16 protein-coding genes are annotated in these 19,685 nt (G+C 73.0%); 8 read left to right on the forward strand and 8 right to left on the reverse strand.

Features of this window, described 5'->3' with window-relative positions; genetic code table 11:
* Nucleotides 1–2 precede the first annotated feature (2 nt).
* From IE290_RS06975 to IE290_RS07000, 6 genes are all read right to left on the reverse strand, one after another.
* Nucleotides 3–851 carry an ABC transporter ATP-binding protein gene (locus tag IE290_RS06975; protein ID WP_191243601.1) on the reverse strand — a complete coding sequence of 283 codons (849 nt, stop codon included), beginning with the start codon at nt 849–851 and terminating at the stop codon, nt 3–5.
* Entirely contained in the window at nt 835–2,508 is a 1,674-nt protein-coding gene (locus tag IE290_RS06980) for a dipeptide/oligopeptide/nickel ABC transporter permease/ATP-binding protein (protein ID WP_191243602.1), read from the reverse strand. The genes IE290_RS06975 and IE290_RS06980 overlap by 17 nt, the downstream gene beginning before the upstream one ends.
* Entirely contained in the window at nt 2,495–3,514 is a 1,020-nt protein-coding gene (locus IE290_RS06985; protein ID WP_191243603.1) for an ABC transporter permease, read from the reverse strand. The genes IE290_RS06980 and IE290_RS06985 overlap by 14 nt, the downstream gene beginning before the upstream one ends.
* A gap of 18 nt (nt 3,515–3,532) precedes the next feature.
* Nucleotides 3,533–5,068: an ABC transporter substrate-binding protein gene (locus IE290_RS06990; protein ID WP_191243604.1), complete on the reverse strand. Its 1,536-nt coding sequence runs from the start codon at nt 5,066–5,068 to the stop codon at nt 3,533–3,535.
* A gap of 856 nt (nt 5,069–5,924) precedes the next feature.
* On the reverse strand, nt 5,925–6,734 hold the full coding sequence (locus IE290_RS06995) for an alpha/beta fold hydrolase (RefSeq protein ID WP_191243605.1): 810 nt from the start codon (nt 6,732–6,734) through the stop codon (nt 5,925–5,927).
* Nucleotides 6,731–8,059, reverse strand: coding sequence for an MFS transporter (locus tag IE290_RS07000; protein WP_191243606.1), 1,329 nt, complete (start codon nt 8,057–8,059; stop codon nt 6,731–6,733). The genes IE290_RS06995 and IE290_RS07000 overlap by 4 nt, the downstream gene beginning before the upstream one ends.
* Before the next feature lie 224 nt (nt 8,060–8,283).
* On the opposite strand from IE290_RS07000, the gene IE290_RS07005 reads away from it, so the two are divergent.
* From IE290_RS07005 to IE290_RS07020, 4 genes are all read left to right on the forward strand, one after another.
* Nucleotides 8,284–9,117 carry an IclR family transcriptional regulator gene (locus IE290_RS07005; RefSeq protein WP_191243607.1) on the forward strand — a complete coding sequence of 278 codons (834 nt, stop codon included), beginning with the start codon at nt 8,284–8,286 and terminating at the stop codon, nt 9,115–9,117.
* 60 nt (nt 9,118–9,177) lie between these two features.
* Complete coding sequence (locus IE290_RS07010; RefSeq protein ID WP_191243608.1) at nt 9,178–10,710, forward strand: AMP-binding protein; 1,533 nt, start codon at nt 9,178–9,180, stop codon at nt 10,708–10,710.
* Nucleotides 10,711–10,786: 76 nt separating this feature from the next.
* On the forward strand, nt 10,787–13,000 hold the full coding sequence (locus tag IE290_RS07015) for a CaiB/BaiF CoA-transferase family protein (RefSeq protein WP_229874273.1): 2,214 nt from the start codon (nt 10,787–10,789) through the stop codon (nt 12,998–13,000).
* An 11-nt stretch (nt 13,001–13,011) separates the two neighbouring features.
* Nucleotides 13,012–13,779 carry an enoyl-CoA hydratase/isomerase family protein gene (locus IE290_RS07020; protein WP_229874275.1) on the forward strand — a complete coding sequence of 256 codons (768 nt, stop codon included), beginning with the start codon at nt 13,012–13,014 and terminating at the stop codon, nt 13,777–13,779.
* A 45-nt stretch (nt 13,780–13,824) separates the two neighbouring features.
* On the opposite strand, the gene IE290_RS07025 is transcribed toward IE290_RS07020, so the two are convergent.
* A complete protein-coding gene (locus IE290_RS07025; RefSeq protein WP_191243611.1) occupies nt 13,825–14,160 on the reverse strand; it encodes a ferredoxin family protein in 336 nt (111 codons plus the stop codon).
* A gap of 18 nt (nt 14,161–14,178) precedes the next feature.
* A complete protein-coding gene (locus tag IE290_RS07030; protein WP_191243612.1) occupies nt 14,179–15,162 on the reverse strand; it encodes an NAD(P)/FAD-dependent oxidoreductase in 984 nt (327 codons plus the stop codon).
* Nucleotides 15,163–15,365: 203 nt separating this feature from the next.
* On the opposite strand from IE290_RS07030, the gene IE290_RS07035 reads away from it, so the two are divergent.
* The 4 genes from IE290_RS07035 to IE290_RS07050 are packed head-to-tail and all read left to right on the forward strand — an operon-like array spanning nt 15,366 to nt 19,655.
* The gene (locus IE290_RS07035; protein ID WP_191243613.1) at nt 15,366–16,592 is read left to right on the forward strand and encodes an aromatic ring-hydroxylating oxygenase subunit alpha; all 1,227 of its coding nucleotides are present in this window, start codon (nt 15,366–15,368) and stop codon (nt 16,590–16,592) included.
* Entirely contained in the window at nt 16,592–17,524 is a 933-nt protein-coding gene (locus tag IE290_RS07040) for a DODA-type extradiol aromatic ring-opening family dioxygenase (protein WP_191243614.1), read from the forward strand. Before IE290_RS07035 ends, IE290_RS07040 begins: the two co-directional genes overlap by 1 nt.
* Entirely contained in the window at nt 17,521–18,792 is a 1,272-nt protein-coding gene (locus tag IE290_RS07045; protein ID WP_229874277.1) for a M20 family metallopeptidase, read from the forward strand. The genes IE290_RS07040 and IE290_RS07045 overlap by 4 nt, the downstream gene beginning before the upstream one ends.
* Nucleotides 18,789–19,655 (forward strand): alpha/beta fold hydrolase, encoded by an 867-nt coding sequence (locus IE290_RS07050; protein WP_191243616.1) that lies wholly within the window; start codon nt 18,789–18,791, stop codon nt 19,653–19,655. The genes IE290_RS07045 and IE290_RS07050 overlap by 4 nt, the downstream gene beginning before the upstream one ends.
* The last annotated feature ends 30 nt before the right edge of the window (nt 19,656–19,685 follow it).

Genomic DNA, 19,685 nt, shown 5'->3' on the forward strand with positions numbered 1-19,685 from the left:
CCTCATCCTGCAACGCCCGCCGCGGCCGGGTTCTCCTCGCGGGGTTCGATGTCGAACCCGGGAGCGCCCGGGACCGAGTCCAGGAGCTTGCGGGTGTAGGGGTGCTCCGGCCGGGTGTAGAGCGTCTCCGCGGGGCCCTGCTCGACGATGTCGCCCCGGTAGAGGACCACCACCTCGTCGCTGACCTGCCGCACCACGGCGAGGTTGTGCGAGATGAACAGCATGGTCAGGCCGAGCTCGGCGCGCAGCCCGGCGATCAGCTCCAGGATCTCGGCCTGGATGGAGACGTCGAGGGCGCTGGTGATCTCGTCGGCGATCACCACCTCGGGCCGCAGCATCAGCCCGCGCGCGATCGCCACCCGCTGCCGTTGCCCACCGGAGCATTCGTGCGGGTACTTCGCCATCATGTCCGCCGGCAGCCGCACGGTCTCCAGCCAGTGCGCGATCTCGCCGGAGTGCTTGCGGACGTTCGCCCGGCGCGGGTCGAGCGCCTCGGCAAGCGCGGCGCCGATCGTGCGGCGCGGGTCCAGCGACGAGTACGGGTCCTGCGGGATGAGCTGCACCGCGCGGCGCAGCACCTTGCGCCGCGCACCCCGCACGGCGTGCACGTCGGTGCCGGCGATGCGCACGCTGCCCGCCGTCGGGCGCAGCGTGCCCACCACGGTCCGCGCCAGGGTGGACTTCCCCGATCCGGACTCGCCGACGACGCCGACCGTGTGGCCGCGCGCCACGGTGACGGACACGCCGTGCAGGATGCGGACCGCCGACCGGCCGGAGCCGTAGCTCACCTCCAGATCGCGGATCTCGACCGCGGGCTCGGTGTGCTCGGCAGGCTCAGTGGGCTCGGTCATGGGCGTGCTCCTTCACCGGGGCGTCGATCTCCGGGGTCGCTTCCAGCAGGGCCTTCGTGTAGGGGTGGCGGACTCCGGTCACGGTCAGGTCGTCCGCCGCGACCTCCTCGAGGATCTCGCCGTGGTACATCACCAGGACGCGGTCGCACAGCGCCCGGACCACCCCGATGTCGTGCGAGATGACCAGGATCGCCATGCCCTCATGGCGGTTCAGGCGGCGCAGTTCGCGCAGGATCTCCGCCTGCACGGTCACGTCGAGCGCGGTGGTGGGCTCGTCGGCGACGAGCAGCCGCGGCCCGGTCGCGAGCGAGGTCGCGATCATGGCCCGCTGGCGCATGCCGCCGGAGAGCTCGTGCGGGTGCTGCCGCATCCGGCGTTCCGGTTCGGTGATGTGAACCGCGCGCAGCGCGCCGACGATGCGCTCGCGGGCGGCCCGCGCGCCGGTGCGCCGGTGGACGCGCAGCACCTCGGTGAGCTGGGTGCCCATCCGCAGCGCGGGGTTGAACGTCGATCCGGGGTCCTGGTAGACGAGGCTCACCGTCTCGGCCATGCGGGCCGGGGCGACCGGCGCGGACAGGTCGAGCTCGCCCAGGGACAGGCGCGTGGCGCGCACCGTGAGGCCGTCGGGCAGCAGCTGGGCCAGCGCCATCGCGGTCAGGGTCTTGCCCGACCCGCTCTCCCCCACGATGCCGACCACCTCACCGTCGCCGACGCCGAAGGAAATGCCCTTGACCAGCTCCTTGTCCGCGGAGCTGATCCGCAGGTCGCGGACCTCGACCAGCCGGTCCCCGGATCGCGCGGCCTGCCCCGGTGCGCCGGAGCCGCGGACCGCTCGCGCGGCGGTCCGCGGATTGGCCCTGGCCGCGAGCCCGTCGCCGATCAGCACGGCCGCCAGTCCGGTCAGCACGATGAGCACGGCGGGCCCCACCATCTGGGCCGGACGGCCGGCGAGCAGGGACGGCAGCGCCTCGTTGAGCAGCTTTCCCCAGTCGTAGCCGGGCGCCTGCACGCCCAGTCCGACGAACGACAGCGCCGAGATGGCGGTCAGGGTCTGGGCGAAGGTCGACGCCGAGAGCACCAGCAACGGCTCCGCCATGTTGGGCAGCATGTGCCGCACGGCGACGCGCATCGGGCCGACGCCGAGCAGCCTGGCCGTGGAGACGTACTCCTGCTGCGAGATGCGGGCGGCGAGGTTGGCGGTCAGGCGCGCGAAGTACGGTATGCCGGCGACGCCGATCGCCACCACCGCCGAGCTCGCGCCCGCGCCGAGCACCGCGGCCACGACCAGCGCCAGCAGCAGGCCGGGGAAGGCGACCATCGCGTCGATCACGCGCAGGCTCACCTCGCGGGCGCGCGGCCGCATGAGCCAGACGGCGGTGCCCGCGAACACGCCGAGGACGACCGCGATGACGGTGGCGGCGACCGTCATCAGCAGGGTCAGCCGGGTGGCGACGAGGCTGCGCAGCAGCACGTCGTGTCCTGCCGCGTCGGTGCCCAGCAGGTGGTCGCCGGAGGGCGGGGCGAACCGGGGGCCGAGGACGTCGGCGGCGGCGCCGGACAGGACGGGCGCGGCGACGGCGATCACGACGACGGCGGCGAGCAGGACCAGGCCGATCACCAGCCCCGGCCCGGTGGCGCGGCGGTCACGCGCAGACATGCGATCCTCCGAGGGTGCGGCGGTCGATCAGCCCGAGCAGAACGTCGACCAGCAGGTTGACCAGCGCGGCGATCAGGCCGATGACGAGCACCATGCCCTGGATGACCGGGTAGTCGCGGTCGAGGATCGCCTTGATGACGCCACTGCCGAGGCCGGGCAGCGCGAACACGGATTCGATGATGATCGCGCCGCCGATCATGCCGGTCAGCACCAGGCCGCTGAGGGTGAGCGTGGTGGTCAGCAGGTTCGGCAGCGCCCAGCGCACGTGCCTGCGCATCGCAGGCAGGCGCCAGCCGCGTGCGGTGCGCATGTAGTCGGCCTCCAGGACGACGGCCGTTTCGCGGCGCACGACCCGCGCGACCGTGCAGATCGGGCCGATCACGATCGCCGCGACGGGCAGGATGAACGAGGCTGCGCCGTAGCGGGGTGTGTAGGCGGGCGGGAACAGTTCGACCAGCCCGATGCCGCGGGCGCACACCACGACCAGGAACGAGGCCATGATGTAGCCGGGGACGGAGTCGAGGAACCCGGTGGTGACGCCGAAGGTGGTGTCCAGGCCCTTGCGGCGGCCGCCGCGGGTGGCGACGCCCACGACCATGCCGAGCGGGATCGCCACGAGCAGGACCACGACGATCCCGGCGAGGGCGATGGTGGCGGTGAAGGGCAGGCGGTTGAACACGATCGTCTCGACCGGCTGCCGGTACATGAACGAGGTGCCGAGGTCGCCGTGCAGGATGTTGCCGACGTAGCCGGTGAACTGGTCCCACAGCGGCAGGTCCAGGCCCAGCTGGTGACGCACCTGGGCGATCTCGTCGGGGCCGGCGTCGGCGCCTGCGAGTGCCGTGGCCGGGTCGCCGGGGATGAGCTGCACGATCAGGAACGACACGACCAGCAGGGCGAGGAAGATCGCGGCGAGACCGGCCAGCCGCCGCGCGGCGAAACGCAGCCAGGCCGCGGCCGTGCCCGACCGGGCGGCGGGCTTCGGTGGTGCGGGTGTGGTGGACATGGCGGGGTGACCTTCCGGCTAGCGGACGATGCGGAGCGTGGCGGGGTCGAGGTAGTCGTCGAACTGGCGGATGCTGACGCCGTCGACGGCGAACGTCGTGGACGGGAGTGTCGCCAGCGGGATGGCGTCGATGCGGCGCAGGAAGGACTCCTGCGCCGCCTGCAGCCGGTCGCACTGCGCGGCGCGGTCGGTCTGGGCCATCGCCTGGGTGAGGTGGGCGTAGCCCTCGTCGTTGACGTCGCCGGTCTTGTTGCGGCCGCCCTGGTCGGTGGGCGGTCCCATGACGCGCAACAGCGACGAGGTGAGGGTGCCCATCAGGTTGTTGTCGCCCTGGATGTCGATGTCCCAGCCGGTGGCGGCGGCGGTCACGGTGCTCCAGGTGGCGTTGTCGAGCGAGGCGAGGGTGACGATCGCGCCGGCGTTGCGCAGCGCTTCGGCCACGTAGTCGTTGCCGCCCTGCAGCAGGTTCGTCCCGGCGATCCGGATCGGCAGTCCGCTCAGCTGACGGCGGGCGGCGGCGAGGTCGGGGGCGATCAGCAGGGACGGGTCGGTGTTGGCGCACAGCACCTTCGCCGAGCCGACGGACAGCGTGGTGCTGCCGCGCGCGCCGCTGATGATGTCGCTGAAGATCTGGGCGTCGACGGCCTGGCCGACGGCCCGGCGGAGGTCCTCCCGGCCCGCGAAGACCGAGCCCGGCCGCTCGTTGAAGGCGAGGTAGGTGGTGGTGTTGTCGGCGGTGGTCGAGGTGAACCGGGAGTTGCCGTCGAACCGCCGTACGCTCTCGTCGCCGATGGTGCCGACGTCGAGGCCGCCCGCCAGCAGCTGCGTGGCGATCGTGGAGTAGTCGCTGATGGGCGTGAAGTTGACGTGCCGGGCCGGCCTGCCCTCCAGCGGCGTCGCGAACGCCGGCCACGCGTCGTAGCCGGCGCGCAGCGTCAGGTCGTAGTTCACCGCGGGCTGGGAGGAGGCCAGCGTGTACGGGCCGGAGAACGCGCCGGACGCGGTGCCCTGGCCGAGTCCGGCGAGATCGGCCAGGCCCGCCGGGCACACGATCCCGGCCTGGGGCAGCGCGAGACCGGTGAGGAAGTCCGCCCACGGCTTGGTCAGCTCGGCGCGGACGGTGCCGGCGGCGTCGTCGGCGGTGAACGTCGCCTTCGCCGTGCCCAGCGCCAGGGTCCGGGCGACCGAACCGGTCTGCGGGGAGACGAACCGGTTCAGCGACGCGGCCACCACCGACGGCGTGATCGGGGTGCCGTCGGAACAGGTGAGACCACCGCGGAGGGTGAACGAGTAGTGCGCGGCGTCTTCGGCGGTCCAGCTCGCGGCGATGCCGGGTGCCAGGGTGTTGCCCTGGTCCTTGCGCACCAGCGTGTCGAACAGCATCCGCACGACGGTGTAGTCGTCGCCGCTTTTGGCCAGTGCCGGGTCGAAGGTCGCCGGATCGGTGTTCAAGGACATGTAGATCGTGTCCGGGGATCCCTCGCCCACGCCACACCCGGCGGCGGTCAGGCACATCAGGGCGGCGACCGCGGTCGCCCTCGTTCGACGGAACACGGATCCTCCATCAACACCGGCTGAACAAGTGGCGACGAGAGTAGGTCGCCCGCACCGCATCGCGACGTTCCGCATCGGACGACGCAGGAAAATGTCCGATGTCGCGCCGTTTCCGCATGATCCTGCGCCACGGCGGGAAAACCGGGATCGCGCACGCGTCGGGGCCGGGGGACCGCGGTTCCCCGGCCGTGACGCGTGGCTTTTCAGGGTGCGGCGGGATCACCCGCCGCACCCGCGCGCGGTCCGGTGGGCGGACCGCGCGCACGTGGATCAGCGCCGGTCGCGTGCCCACTCGCCGCACAGGCGGACAATGTCTTCGGGCGTGGCTGGTCGCCGCGGTCGGCCTCGGTGATCAGCCGGCCGTCGAAGTCCGCGGGCAGTGCGGCCAGCGTGGCGGACGTGTCCCGGTCCGGCCCACAGCCCGGCCAGGACGGTCTTGCGGCAATCCCAGCCCTCCGCCTTGCCCCGCTCGGCGACCGCGGCGCGGAAGTCCTTGACGTGCAAGGCGCGAACGCGGTCGCGGTAGTCGTGGATCAGGTTGAGGTAGCGATCCACGGCGGCGGGTCGATCGCGATGCGCGTGCGGGTTCCTCCCGCGGCGCCGAGCGAGCACAGTGGACACACGATGGCGGCTTTTTTTCGATCACCGGCGTTTTCCGGTCAGGACGCGGCAAGCAGCCGGGCGACGCCGCTCGTGCTGAACACCTGCCGGAAGGCGAGCACGGTGGCCCCGATGAGCGCGGCCCGCCCGCCCAGCCGGCTCGTGGTGATCACCAGCTTGCGCGTGGCCAGGCTCGGCGCCCTCCTGCACCGCGCCAGCGCACCGATCTCATCCGGGCACGTCAGGCGCGTCCCGCTCAGCGAACCACACCCCGCAGGAACGGCAGGACCGCCGCGGCGACGTCCTCGGCTTTGTCCTCCATGAGCGCGACCGTGCCGCCCTCGATGACGGCCCGGTGCACCGCCGCGGCGCCGGTGAGGTGGCGGGCCAACGGGTCCAGCGCGGGCAGCGCGAACGGGTCGCCGCCGCCGGCGAGCAGCAGGACCGGTGCGGTGACCTGCCCGATGCGCTGCTCCATCTGGTACCGCGCGCACGCGAGGTGGCCTTCGCGGGGATCGACGCCGGGAGCGAGCGCGTCCCGGACGAAGCGGTCCAGCAGGGCGGTCGCGCCGGGCGGGTAGTGGGGGCGACGCTGGTCCCACCAGGTGAGCAGGTGGCGGCCGCCGGGGTCGCGGGCCGCGTCGTCGACCCCGGCACCGGCGGCGTGCGAGGCGCGGTAGGCCGCGTCGGCCCACGGGGTGGACGACAGCACGAGCGCGGAGACCCGGCCGGGCGCCGCGGCGGCGATCTCGACCGCCACCGCGCCGCCGGTGTGGTGACCGAGCACGGCGGCCCGTGCCACGCCGAGTGCGTCCAGCGCGGCGAGCGTGCCCCGCGCGTAGTCCTCGATCCGCTGCGGCGCGGGCAGCGGTGTGCTGTTGCCGAAGCCCGGCATGTCGATGGCGATGGTGCGGTGGCCGGCGGCCAGAAGCGGTTGCAGCTCACGGAACTCGTCGAGCGAACGCGGGGTCTGGTGGAGCAGGAGGACGGCCGGCCCGTCCCCCTGCTCGGCGTAGTGCACCTGACCGCCCGGGACGGCGGCGTACCCGTAGCGGACGGTGTTCACGCCGCGCCCTCGCGGGCCGCGACCGGCGCCGGGTCGTCGGCACGCTCGGCGCGAGAGCGCGTTTCCGGCGCCAGCGCGACCGAAATCGCCGTCACCACACCCAGTCCCACGAGGAACAGCGCCACCGGCCAGGACGCGCCGCTCCAGGCGAGCAGCGCGGTGGCGATGATCGGGGAGAACCCACCGGCCACGGTGGACGCCAGCTCGTGCCCGAGCGCCATCCCGCTGTAGCGCACCTTCGCGTCGAACAGTTCGGTGAAGAACGCCGGCTGGGGGCCGATCATCGCGCCGTGGCAGACGACCACCGCGACGAACACCGCGAGGAACACCAGCACCGGACGGCCGGTGTCGATCAGGGCGAAGAACGGGTAGGCCCACAGCACCAGCGCGATCGCGCCGCCGAGGTACACCGGACGGCGCCCGATCCGGTCGGACAGCGCACCCCACAGCGGCATCGCGAACGACTCCACCAGCATGCCCACCACCACCGCGACGAGCGCGGTGTTCCGGTTCACCCCCGCGGTGGCGGCGTAGGACAGGGTGAAGGTCAGGAAGACGTAGGACGCGCCGTTCTCCGCCAGCCGGGCGCCGAAGGTCACCAAGACGGCTTTCGGGTGCTGCCGCAGCGCCTGCAGGGCGGGGATCCGCGGCGGCTTCCCGGTCTGCTCCACGCGCTGGAACGCCGGGGTCTCCATGATGCGCATGCGGATCGTCAGGCCCACCGCGGTGAGCACGATGCCGGCCAGGAACGGGATCCGCCAGCCCCAGGACAGAAAGGCCGCATCAGTCATCAGCCCCGACACCAGCGCGTACGCCGAGGCCGACAGCACGAATCCGAACCCGATCCCGGACTGGCTCCACGCCGAGTAGAAGCCCCGCCGGTGCGCGGGCGCGTGTTCGCTCACGATGAGCACGCCGCCGCCCCACTCGCCGCCGACCGCGATGCCCTGCACGACGCGCAGGACGATCAGCAGCACCGCGGCCCACACCCCGATGCTGGAGTACGTGGGCAGAACACCGATCAGGAACGTCGCCACGCCCATCACCACGAGGGTGATCACGAGCATCGACTTGCGGCCGAGCCGGTCGCCGAAGTGCCCGAACACCAGCCCGCCGAGCGGGCGCGCCAGGAATCCGACCGCGTTGGTGCCGAACGCGGCGATGGTGCCCACGAGCGGGTCGAACGCGGGGAAGAACAGCTTGTTGAACACCAGCGCCGCGGCGGTGCCGTAGAGGAAGAAGTCGTACCACTCCAGCGCGCTGCCCACGAGGCTGGCGACCGCGGCCTTGCGTACCTCTCCCCTGGTCGGGACTGTCTTCGTCACCCTGGACCTCCACTGTGCCGTGTCACCGGTTGGTGCACGGCAGTGTTCGCGGTCACGGCGCGGCGACCTACCCCGCTGGTCCGGCAGGCGGACCCGGCTACCCGATGGTTGCACGACCGGTGTTCCGGAAACGTTCGCGTAACCGCGGATGAACGCGCACTGGACTCGGCTCCGTCAGGCTGGTGATAATCACGCTCGATCCCGGCCCCGGTGAGGAGGCGCCCATGTCGTCGCAGGATGCCGCCCGCCCGAAGTCGGTGCTCGGCAAGGCCCAGCTGCTGCTCGGCGCGTTCGAATCGGGCGCCTACCAGCTGGGGCTGACCGAGCTGAGCCGCCGCTCCGGGGTGCCCAAGGCCTCGGCTTACCGGCTGGCCCAGGAGCTGGTCGAGTGGGGGCTGCTGGAGCGGCGTGGCGACTGCTACCAGCTCGGGTTGCGCGTGTTCGAGCTCGGGCAGCGCGTGCCGGCCTCCGCGGTGCTGCGCGCCGTCGCCCGGCCCGCGCTGGCCGACCTCTTCGCGGCCACCCGCGCCACCATCCACCTGGCCGTGCTCGACGGCGGGCACGTGCTGTTCCTGGAGAAGGTGGCCGGTGAGGCCAACATCCACTCGCACTCGCGCATCGGCGGGCGCCTGCCCGCGCCGAGCACGGCGACGGGCAAGGTGCTGCTGTCCACGGCGCCCGACCTCGACGAGCAGCTGGACCACTACGGCCGGGCCGGGCTGCCGCACCTGACCTCCCGGACCGTGTCGTCCGTGGACGAGTTGCACAAGCAGCTGGTGGCCGTCCGCGCCCAGGGGTTCGCCCTCGAGATCGAGGAGACGATGCCCGGCGTCGGCAGCCTGGCCGTCCCGGTGACCGGCGCCGACGGCACGGTGCACGCGGCGGTGTCCACCACCGCGCCGGTGTCGCGCCTGGTGCCGCGGCGGCTGCTGCCCGAGCTGCGCTCCGCCGCCGCCACCATCGCCCGTGCGCTGGACCGGGCGTTGCTGACCGCGTCCGAGGTGCGCAACGAGCCGTTCACGGTGGCGCCCGCCCCGGTGAAACGGGTGGCCGGCTGAGCGGTCCGCTGACCGATCCGGCTGCTTGGCCGCACCCGCGGCCCGCCCGACGATCACCGGGTGGATGACGAACGCACCCCGCTCGACGTGCTGGAACGCCGGTCACGGCAGGACCCGGACCGCGAGCTGGTCCGCTTCGAGGACGGCTCGCGCCTGCGGATCGGTGACCTCGGCGAAGGCTCACGGACGCTCGCCGCGCGGCTGCGGCTCCCGGCCGGCGCCCGGGTCCTGACGTGCCTGCGGCCGGGCCCCACCGCGGTGGAACTGATCTTCGCCCTCGCCCGGCTCGGCGCCGTGGAGGTGCCCCTGGCCCTCGACATCCCCCTCGCCGCCGCCGAGGCACTGCAGCGGAACACCGGCGCCACGCTCCTGATCGCAGGCACCTCCGCGCTCGCCGCGAACCCCGCCCTGGCCACGCTGCCGGCCCGGATCGTGCTGGTCGCCGAGGACGACCCCGGCCCGGCGGGACACCCGTTCCTCGACGAGCTGCCCACCGGTCCCCTCACCGAGCACCGCCCCCGGCCGGGTGACGCGCTCGCCGTGCTGTCCACTTCGGGCACCACCGGCCGCGCCAAGGCCGCCGAGCTGCCGCACTTCGCTGCATTGCGCCACGCGCGCCGGGTGGCCGCGACGATGCGGTACGGACCCGGCGACGTGCTGCTCAACGTCTTCCCGTGGCACCACGTCAACGTCCGGCACGCCGCGCTCCTCCCGGCGCTGCTGACCGGCTCCCGGCTGGTGGCGCACCGGCGGTTCTCGGCGTCGCGGTTCTGGGAAGTCTGCCGCGCCGAGGGCGTCACGGCGTTCAACTTCATGGGCGCGATGCTGGCGATCCTCGACCGACGGCCCGCCACCGTCCGCGACCGCGACCACGCCGTCCGGCTGGCGTACGGCGCACCCGCCCCCGCGGAGTTGGCCACGAGGTTCCACCAGCGGTTCGGGGTGCGGGCCCTGGAGGCGTACGCGAGCACCGAACTCGGCGACGTCGCGGCCAACACCCCGGACGACTGGCGGCCGGGCACGGCCGGGCGGGTGGTGCCCGAGTACGAGGTCGCGATCCTCGGCGAGGACGGGCGCCCGCTGCCGCCGGGGCACACCGGCCAGATCGCCGCCCGGCCCCGGCTGCCGGACATGACGTTCCGCGGCTACGCCGGTGATCCGGCGAGCACCGCCGCGGTGCTGCGGGACGGCTGGTTCCGCACCGGCGACCGGGGCAGCCTGGACGCCGACGGCTACCTCACCTTCGCCGGCAGGCGGGGTGACGTGGTGCGGCGGCGCGGCGAGAACATCGCGACCTGGGATGTCGAGCAGGTCGTGCGTGCCCTGCCCGGCGTGGTGGACGCCGCCGCGGTCGGGGTCGCCTCCGAGCTGACCGAGGAGGAGATCCTCGTCGTGCTCGCCACGTCCGACCACAGGCTCGACGGGCCGGCCGTGCGGGACTGGTGCCGCACCCGGCTGCCGCGGCACGCGCTGCCCCGGTTCGTGCGCATCGCCCGCGACCTCCCGCGCAACGGCAGCGGCAAGGTCGTGAAGGCTCTGCTGCCGACGGTGGACGAGTCCACATGGGACGCCGAGCGCCGGTCCGCCCAGTGAACCGGCTCCGGGCCGCCCCTCGCCGCCGCCGCTTACGGTCGACGGACATTTCCCCGTGTTCGCCTGGAGGGCACCCTTGCGCGTACTCGACCTCACCGACGAACTGGCCCGGCAGGGCGCGCGGCTGCTGGTCGGCCTCGGCGCCGACGTGGTCCGCGCCGACCCCGACGAGGACCTGGACGAGGCGGCGCGAATCCATTGGCACGCCGGGAAGAAGCTCGCTCGCGGCACCGCCCTGGACGCGCTGGCCCGGGACGCCGACGTCATCCTGGAAAGCGGCCCGGTCGCGAAACTGCGCGGCCTTCGTCCCGACGGGACTTCGCGGTGGCCGCACGCCGTGCACGTCGTGGTCACCCCGTTCGGGCTGACCGGTCCGCGCCGGGACTGGACCGGCGGTGACCTGGTGCTCGCCTCCGCGGGCGGCATGACCTGGCTGGGCGGGAAGCCCGGCGGGCAGCCGAAACCGCCGCCACGGGAGCAGGCCGTGCAGCTCGCCGGGGCGCACGGCGCGATCGCGGCCCTGCTGGGCGTGCTCTCCGGCACCGCGCAGCTGGTGGACGTCTCGGCGCAGGAAGCGGTCGCGGCCACGCTGGAGACCGGCGCGATCTCGTGGATCCACGCCGGACGGTTCCCGGTCCGCAACGGCGGCGTCTACGAGCACGTCGCGCACCGGATCTTCGCCGCCGCCGACGGGTACGTCGCGGGTGGCTACTCGGGCAGCGAGCGCATGTGGACCGACCTGCTGGCGTGGCTGGCCGAGGAGGGCGAAGCCGGCGACCTGCTCGACGAGCGGTTCGCCGACCCGGTGGTGCGGTGGGCGGAGCGCCCGCACGTCGACGAGGTGATCGCCCGGTTCGTCGCGAAACGCACCGCGCGGGAGGTGGCCGAGCAGGGCCGCACCCGTGCGCTGCCGTGGGCCGAGGTGACGCCGCCCGCCGAGTTGACCGGGAACCCGCAGCTGCGGGACCGGCGGTTCTTCGTCTCGGTGCACGGAACCGAGGACGCTGGGTTCCCGTGGGACGCGCCCGGCCTGCCCCGGCCGGTGAGCCTTTCCCCGCTCACCGAAGGCACCTGGACCGTCCCACGGCAACGACCCCGTACCGCGAAAGCCCGCGCCCTGGAGGGCGTGCAGGTGCTGGACCTGACCTGGGTGCTGGCCGGACCATACGCGACGAAGATCCTCGCCGAGCACGGCGCCGACGTGATCAAGGTCGAGTCGAAGCACCGGCACGACCCGACCCGGTTCTCGCCGTCGATGCGGCTGCGGCCGGACGCCGGCCCGGACGATTCGGGCTACTTCCTGAACTTCAACCGCGGCAAGCGCAGTGTCGCGCTCAACCTGCGCACCCCGGAGGGGCAGGCGATCCTGCGCGAGCTGGCCGCCCGGTGCGATGTCGTGGTCGAGAACTTCAGCCCGGGCGTGCTGGCCAAGTGGGGCCTGGACTACGAGTCGCTGCGTGCGCTGAACCCGCGGGCGGTCCTGGTGTCGATGTCCGGCGTCGGGCACACCGGGCCGTGGCGCACGGCCGTCACGTTCGCCGACACGCTCGCCGCGATGTCCGGGCTGTCGGCCGAGACCGCCGATCCCGGTGAGCCGCCGCAGGGCCTGGTGTTCGGGCTGGGCGACATGGTGGCCGCCAACGCGGCGGTGCTGGGCGCGCTCGACCTCCTCGTGCGCGGCGAGGGCGGCCACGTCGACCTGTCCCAGCTGGAGGCGATGGTCGCCACCATGGGCCCGGCGGTGCTCGACCGCGGCGAACCCGTAGCCACGGCCGAGCACCCGAACCGGTCGCGGCACGCGGTGCCGCACGGCGTCTACCCCGCCGCCGGGGACGACCGGTGGATCGCGATCACGGCCCAGGACGACGACCAGTGGGCGGCGCTGCGGGACCTGGCCGGCCTGCCCGGCGACGGTGACCTCGCCCAGCGCCGCGCGGCCGAGGACGAGATCGACGCCGCGCTGGCCGCGTGGACACGCGACCAGGACGCCGCCGGCCTCGCCGCGCGCCTGCAGGCCGCGGGGGTGGCCGCCGCGGTGGTCGCGACCGGCCGCGACCTCGTCGAGGGCGACGAGCACCTGGCGGCCCGGGGCTTCTACCAGCGGCTGGCCCACCCCCTGGCGGGAGAGGTGCTGCACGAGGGCATCGTCGCCCGGCTGGCGGCGACCCCGGGTGCGCTGACCTCGCCCGCTCCCCTGCTCGGCCAGCACACCGAGGAGGTCCTGCGTGAGCTGCTGGACCTCGACGACGACCGCCTGGCGGCGCTGCGTGCCGCCGGGCTCACCGAATGAGAGGAGCGCGGATGCCGGTCCTGACCATCACGCGGGACGCCGGGGTGGCGACGATCCGGATCGACCGGCCCCCGGCCAACGCCGTGGACCCGGCCATGATCACCGAGTTCGGGCAGGTCCTGCCGCCCCTGGTGGACGATCCGGACGTGCGGTGCCTGGTGATCACCGGAACCGGGCGGTTCTTCGTCGCCGGCGCCGACATCGCCGTGATGCGCGACCTGTCCGAGGCCAACCAGGCGAAGATGCGCGGCTGGATCGACGTGCAGCGGATGCTGGAACGTGCGCCGAAGCCGGTGATCGCGGCGATGAACGGGCACGCGCTGGGCGGCGGCGCGGAGCTGTCGCTGGCCTGTGACCTGCGGATCCTGTCGGCCTCGGCGAGTTTCGGCTTCCCGGAGATCGCGCTCGGCCTGTTCCCCGGCGCCGGCGGGAGCCAGCGGCTGCCCCGGCTGGTCGGGCCGCACGTGGCCAAGCGGCTGATGATCGAGGGGAACCGGCTGACCGCGCAGCGCGCCCTGGAACTCGGGCTGGTGGACCGGGTGGTCGACGCGGCGGATTTCCAGGCCGTGGTGGCCGAGGAAGCCCGGCGGCTGGCGGGGAAGGCGACGGCGGCGATCGGGCTGCTCAAACGCGTGGTCGACGAGGGCCACGGCCTGCCGATCGAGGAGGCGCTGCTCCGCGAGGAGAAGGGTGTGCTGGAGCTGACACGCACCGCCGACGCGGCCGAAGGGCTGCAGGCGTTCCTGGACAAACGGCCACCACGGTTCACGGGCCGCTGAAGAGGAGGGCGGTGCCGGGGTTGTCCCGGCACCGCCCTCTCTTTTTCAGTACCGCGCGACCAGGGGCGTGTCCACCCCGAGGTCGCCGACCTTGGCCGCACCGCCGGGGTCGCCCAGCGGCGCGTCCCGGCCGGGCAGCGGCTGCTCGAAGAACGCGATCGAGTCGGCGACGAACACCGCCTTGCTCTCGTCGCCGCGGGCCTTGCGGTCGACGAAGATCGCGTCCACCGGGCATTCCGGCTCGCACGCGCCGCATTCGATGCACTCGTTGGTGTTGATGTAGCTCTTGCGGTCGCCGACGTAGATGCAGTCGACGGGGCAGACGTCCAGGCAGGCGCGGTCGGTGACGTCGATGCAGTTGGCGCCGATGACGTAGGCCATGCGCGTTCCTTTCCGGGTTCAGGAGTTTTCGGTGGAGTGGCCGGGGAACAAGGACAGCTCGGGGTCGAGGGCGACCGCGGCGTTGTTCACCGCGGTGGCGACCTCGCCGAAGCCGACGGACATGAGGCGGACCTTGCCCTCGTACTCGGTCACGTCCCCCGCCGCGTACACGCCGTCCAGGCTGGTGCGCATCCGCGTGTCGACCAGGATCGAGCGGCCCCGCAGCGCCAGGCCCCAGTCGGCGAGCGGACCGAGGTTGCTGACGAACCCGAGCGCGGCGATCACACTGTCCACTTCGAACACCCGCGGCGCGTCCTCGCCGCGCACGCGGACGTGCGCCGACCGCAGGACATCGTCCCCGGTCAGCGCCTCGACCTCGGCGTCGGTCACCACGCACGTGCCGCCCTCGGTCACCGCGGTGACGTTCGCGGCGTGCGCGCGGAACGCCGACCGCCGGTGCACCAGGGTGACCGACTTGGCGATCGGGCCCAGCGCCAGCGCCCAGTCGACCGCGCTGTCCCCGCCGCCCACGACGAGCACGTTCTGCCCGGTGTGCGCCTGTGGGTCGGTGACGAAGTAGCTCAGGCCGCGGCCGAGGAACTCCTCCCCCGCCGGCAGCTTTCGCGGCGTGAACGTGCCGATCCCGGCGGTGAGGATCACCGCTCCCGCCTCGACGACCTGCCCGTCGGACAGCGTGACGCGGGGACGGCCGTCCGCGTACTCCAGCGACACCGCCTGCCTGCCCAGCAGGTACTCGGGGCCGTACCGGCCGGCCTGGTCCAGCAGCGCCGCCACGAAGTCGCGGCCGCGAACGCGCGGCAGTCCGGCGACGTCGAGGATCTCCTTTTCCGGGTACAGGGCGGAAATCTGTCCGCCGGGCTGCGGCAGCCCGTCGACGACGACGGTGCGCAGCCCGCGGAACCCGGCGCAGTAGGCGCCGTAGAGCCCGGTCGGGCCGGCACCGACCAGCAGGATGTCGGTGACGAGGGGGGTGGGTGGCATGTGCCGACCTCCGTCGGAGTCGCAAGTGGACGGACCACCGCACAGTAGGTGCGGCTCACGGCGGCGCCACGGATCGCGGACCGGTGAGCGGAACACGCCCCGGATTCCGGATCGGGGTCCGGTGAGCGGACCGGGAGCGTTGGAGCGCGGCCCCGCCGGTGGTGGACTCGCTCACGGCTTCGCACAACGGATTGGGAGCGGTCATGAGCGTGCAGAACGGGGAGAAGGCCACCACCACCCCGCCTCGTCGGAAGCAGCGGGCGGCGAGGCTGCCAGGCCGGCAGGACTGGTCGAGCTGGCCGCACTACCAGGCCGCCGCGGCCGGGTTCCGCGGCTACTGGTACCCGGTGGGCTACTCGTCCCGCTTCACCGGCAAGCCGCGGCAGATCACCCTGCTCGGCGAGAAGATCGTGGTCATCCGCGACCGCGGCACGGTGTACGCGCTGAAGGACCGGTGCCCGCACCGCGGGGTGCCGCTGTCGGAGGGCAACCAGCAGTTCCCCGGCACGATCTCCTGCCCGTACCACGGCTGGACGTTCGACCTGAAGACCGGCGACCTCGCGGCCGCGATCACCGACGGGCCGTCCTCGCCGATCTGCGGCAAGGTCACCCAGCCCACCTACCCGGTCGAGGAGCGGCTGGGCATGGTGTGGATCTTCGTCGGCGACGGGGAGCAGCCCCACCCGATCGACGAACAGCTGCCCGAGGAGCTGGTGGGCAACGCCGCGGTGGTGGGGTCCCGGATCCAGCCGCGCGAGGGCAACTGGCGCTTCGCGTGCGAGAACGGCTACGACGAGGGCCACGCCAAGTACCTGCACCGCACCGCGCTGTGGCGGCTGTTCAAGCCGATGCCGGTGTGGAACGAGACCCGCATCATCCAGCGCGGCCGGTGGATCTACCGGGTGCAGGACAAGCAGTACTGGACCGCGGACTTCCCCGGCCTGGGCCGCTGGGACAACCAGGCCTGGTTCAAGATGAAACCGCCGAAGCAGGTCGGCAACATCGGCAACACGATCAGCCACCGCGAGACGAACCCGGTGATCGCGGCCCAGGAGTTCCCCGGTTTCGCGTCGGTGAGCATGCCCGGCGTGCTGCGCATCGTGTACCCGACCTTCATCCACTACGAGTTCTACGTGCCGGTGGACGCCGACAACCACCTCTACGTCGGCGTCATGGCGGACTTCCGGCGCGGCTGGCGGGCGCTGCCCTTCTACGCCAAGTACCTGGGGTTCGTGCGCTGGCTGTTCCACGGCCAGTTCTCCGCGCAGGACAAGTGGATGGTCGAGGTGACCGACGCGCCGCCGGAGAAGCTCTACCGCCCCGACGACTCGCTGCTGAAGTGGCGCAAGCTCGCCGAGGACACCTGCGAGGACCGGGTGGAGCGGCTGGCCGGGCAGGGCATCACCGTCACCGTGCCGGAGGTGAGCTGATGGCGCGCGTGGTGCTGGGGGTGGGCGCGTCGCACTCGACGCTGATGAACACCCACTGGGACAAGGTCGTGCACACCGATCGGGCCGAGCGGTTCCGGGACGCGCTGGGCGAGGCCCGGGACGAGATCGCCGCGGCCGAGCCGGATCTGGCGATCATCGTGGGGTCCAACCACTTCCGCGGGTTCTGGCTGGACATGATCCCGCCGTTCACCCTCGGCGTCGGCGAGGTGATCGGCTCCGGCGAGGCGAAAACGCCATCCGGGCCGCAGAAGACCGCGCCCGCGTTCGCCCAGCGGCTCGCCGAAGACCTCGTCGAGCGCGGCACCGAGGTCGCGATCTCGGCGCGGCTGCAGATCGACCACGGCCAGACCCACGCCATCCAGTACCTGCTCGACGGCATCGACGTGCCCGTGGTGCCGTTGGTCGTCAACGTGTTCGCCGCGCCGCTGCCCCGTCCGGACCGCTGCGCCGAGCTGGGCCGCAACCTCACCGCCGCGATCGAAGCGCTGCCCGGGGACTTGCGGGTGGTCGTGATCGCCTCCGGCGGCCTGTCGCACCAGCTGCCCTGGCCCGACGACTGGCGCGCCCCGGACGGCGCGGACGAGGAGTTCCTCGTGGAGGCCTGGCTCAACGGCCGCGGTGACTGGGAACGCTACGACGGCCGCCGCCGCGAAATCATCACCGCGGCGCGCCCGGTGCTGTTCCCCGCATTCGACGAGGCGTTCCTGGCGGATCTGGAACGCGGCGAGCTCGCGAAGTACACCGCGATGACGACGCAGGAGATCGGCGCGGCGGCCGGCAACGGCGGGCAGGAGCTGCGCACCTGGCTCGTCATGGCCGCCGCGCTCGGCTTCGCCCCGGGCCGCGCGCTGGCCTACTCCCCCATGCCGGAGTGGCTGACCGGGATGGGGGTGGCGGTGATCCGGCCGTGAACGCCCTCGACCAGCTGCTGAGCTGGATCACCGAGGACCGGCTCCGCGAAGCGGCGCGGGCGGTCACGGCCGTACCGAGCCCGACCGGCCGGGAGGCGCCGCTGGCCCGGCTGCTCGCGTCCCGGCTGTCCGCCGCCGGGTTCGGCGCGCAGGTCCAGCACCTCGACGAGTTCCAGGCCAACGCCGTCGGCCGGCTGCGCGGCTCGGGTGGCGGCGAGGACCTGATGCTGTACGCGCCGATCGACACGCTCACCACCGGGCAGTCCGAACTGGACGTCCCGTGGATCGGGCCGGACCTGCGCCCCGACATGCGCGCCGAGCCCCGCGACGACGGCCCGTTCGTGTCCGGCCTGGGCGCGAGCAACCCGAAGGGGCACGCCGCGTGTCTCCTCGTGCTGGCCGAGGCGCTGGGCGCGGTCCGGCCCGCGCTGGCCGGCGACGTGGTGGTGGCCTTCGGCGCCGGCGGCATGCCCACCAACGCGATCGAGGCGCCCGGCTATCCGGCGCGGGCGAACACCGGGCACGGGGTGGGCTGTTCGTTCCTGCTGGAACGCGGCTGGCACACCGACCACGCGGTGATCGCCAAGCCAGGTGACTTCGTCGCCCACGAAGAAGTCGGGCTGTGCTGGTTCGAGATCACCGTGCCCGGCATCCACACCTACGCCGGCAGCCGTCACCGGCTGCCCTACCGCAACCCGATCGTCACCGCGGCGGACGTGGTGACGCGCCTGGAGAAGTGGCTGGCGGACTACCCGTCCCGCCACCGCACCAGCACCGCGCTGCCGCAGGGGGTCATCGGGTCGATCGCGGGCGGCTGGGAACGGATGCTCGCGGTGACCCCGGCCGCGTGCCGGATCCGTCTGGACGTGCGGATCGCGCCCGGCACCGCCCCCCTGTCGGTCAAACGGGAACTGGCCGCGTTCCTCGCGCGGCTGGACCCCGGGCTCGGGCTGGAGATGGTGCTGGCCATCCCCGGCACCCGCACCCCGCCGGACGCGCCGATCGTGCGCACCGCGATCGAGGCGTGGGAACAGACCGCGGGCCGCCCGCACGAGCCGGTGCCGGACAACAGCGGCGCCACCGACGCCAACATCCTGCGCGCCCGCGGCATCCCGACCGCCCGTGTCGGAATGCCCAAGGTCACCTCCGCGGAGTTCGACGTCGACTTCAGCCGCGGCATGAACACCGTCGACGTGCGCGCGATGCGCCGGCTGTGCGAGGTGCTGGCGCGCACCACCCTGTCCACCACCGGGAAGGAAGCAGCATGACCCCACCACCGGAAAGCCACTTCGCCGACGGCGGCGGCATCACCTACCACTACCACGACCTCGGGTCCGGTCCGGACACCGTGTTCCTGCACGGCGGCGGCCCCGGCTGCACCGCGTGGAGCGACTTCGGGCCGGTGGCGCCGCTGTTCGCGGAGACCCGGCGGTGCCTGCTGGTCGACATCCACCAGTACGGCCGTTCGTCGAAGACGCCGATCTCCGGTCCGATGTGGGACCACCACGCGGCCAAGACCGTCGCCCTGCTGGACACCCTGGGCGTGGAGCGCGCCGACTTCGTGTGCAACTCCTGGGGCGGCACGATCGCGCTCAACCTCGCCGCGAAGTACCCGGACCGGGTGCGCTCGCTCGTGGTCACCGGCAGCATGCCGGTGTTCTACGGCCCGCTCGCCCCGCTGCCCGAGGGCGGGCGCCGCGGCCGCAACGCGCGCGACGCCTACTACGGCGGGGAGGGCCCGACGCGGGAGAAGATGCGCCGGCTCATCACCACCCTGGAGTGGTACGACGGGAACAAGCTGCCCGAGGAGACCCTGGACCTGCGGTACCAGCAGAGCCTCGACCCCGGCGAGCGTGAACTGGCCGCGATGTCGGACTCGCCGCGCGGCGACTGGCAGGACCTGACGGACGAGCTGGGCCGGATCCAGGCGCCCACGCTGTTCATCTGGGGCATGCAGGACGCCTTCCTCACCCCCGACTACCCGCTGATGCTCGCGCGCATGGTCCCCAACGGCAACCTGCACGTCATGGACCACGTCTCGCACCACCTGCAGGAGGAACGCCCGCACGCCTACCACGCGGTGGTCGACGGGTTCTTCCGTTCCCTCGTCGGAGAAGGGGTTCCCGCATGAGAGTCCTGTTCGCCCTGTCGCTGACCGCCG

It is taken from the genome of Amycolatopsis deserti (assembly GCF_014653945.1).
Classification (GTDB): domain Bacteria; phylum Actinomycetota; class Actinomycetes; order Mycobacteriales; family Pseudonocardiaceae; genus Amycolatopsis_E; species Amycolatopsis_E deserti.

Excerpts from the sequence above, each read along its gene's own strand:
- IE290_RS06985 (WP_191243603.1), bottom strand. The coding sequence starts at position 3,514 with ATGTCCACCACACCCGCACCACCGAAGCCCGCCGCCCGGTCGGGCACG.
- IE290_RS07030 (WP_191243612.1), bottom strand. The coding sequence starts at position 15,162 with ATGCCACCCACCCCCCTCGTCACCGACATCCTGCTGGTCGGTGCCGGC.
- IE290_RS07050 (WP_191243616.1), top strand. The coding sequence starts at position 18,789 with ATGACCCCACCACCGGAAAGCCACTTCGCCGACGGCGGCGGCATCACC.
- IE290_RS06980 (WP_191243602.1), bottom strand. The coding sequence starts at position 2,508 with ATGTCTGCGCGTGACCGCCGCGCCACCGGGCCGGGGCTGGTGATCGGC.
- IE290_RS07020 (WP_229874275.1), top strand. The coding sequence starts at position 13,012 with ATGCCGGTCCTGACCATCACGCGGGACGCCGGGGTGGCGACGATCCGG.
- IE290_RS06975 (WP_191243601.1), bottom strand. The coding sequence starts at position 851 with ATGACCGAGCCCACTGAGCCTGCCGAGCACACCGAGCCCGCGGTCGAG.
- IE290_RS07025 (WP_191243611.1), bottom strand. The coding sequence starts at position 14,160 with ATGGCCTACGTCATCGGCGCCAACTGCATCGACGTCACCGACCGCGCC.
- IE290_RS07035 (WP_191243613.1), top strand. The coding sequence starts at position 15,366 with ATGAGCGTGCAGAACGGGGAGAAGGCCACCACCACCCCGCCTCGTCGG.
- IE290_RS07040 (WP_191243614.1), top strand. The coding sequence starts at position 16,592 with ATGGCGCGCGTGGTGCTGGGGGTGGGCGCGTCGCACTCGACGCTGATG.
- IE290_RS07005 (WP_191243607.1), top strand. The coding sequence starts at position 8,284 with ATGTCGTCGCAGGATGCCGCCCGCCCGAAGTCGGTGCTCGGCAAGGCC.